Origin of the sequence: Paenibacillus pasadenensis (genome assembly GCF_023715725.1) — a bacterium.
In the GTDB taxonomy this organism is placed as follows: Bacteria; Bacillota; Bacilli; order Paenibacillales; family Paenibacillaceae; genus Paenibacillus_O; species Paenibacillus_O pasadenensis_A.
In genome coordinates this window covers 1-282 of record NZ_JAMBOT010000085.1, presented here as the reverse complement: position 1 = coordinate 282, position 282 = coordinate 1, and the positions used below count along the sequence as shown (strand labels likewise).

1 protein-coding gene and 1 tRNA gene are annotated in these 282 nt (G+C 51.8%); both read left to right on the top strand.

Annotated features, from left to right (window positions below; all coding sequences use genetic code 11):
* On the top strand, nucleotides 1-211 hold a 211-nt coding region (locus M3223_RS24110; RefSeq protein ID WP_251566326.1), incomplete at its 5' end, for a hypothetical protein.
* Nucleotides 202-278: transfer RNA gene (locus M3223_RS24105), tRNA-Ile, on the top strand. The genes M3223_RS24110 and M3223_RS24105, both read left to right, overlap by 10 nt.
* Nucleotides 279-282 lie beyond the last annotated feature (4 nt).

The window sequence follows — 282 nt, the reverse complement described above, 5'->3', positions numbered from 1 at the left end:
AGAATCGCTTCCTGCAACGGAAGCATTCAAATTCGAGGCATCGCCAGATGCCTCAGCAGAAACCTTCGGGTTTCAAAACCGGCTTGTCACTCACTCGTTGTCAGTTTTGAAAGAGCAAGTCTCTTTCTACGAAGTTTTCGCGGCATTTCCTGCAGGGGGATGGCGAGAAAAGCTTCAGGTGTTCCAAGTCCATATCGACGAGGGCCTTTAGCTCAGCTGGTTAGAGCGCACCCCTGATAAGGGTGAGGTCGGTGGTTCGAGTCCACTAAGGCCCACCATTTC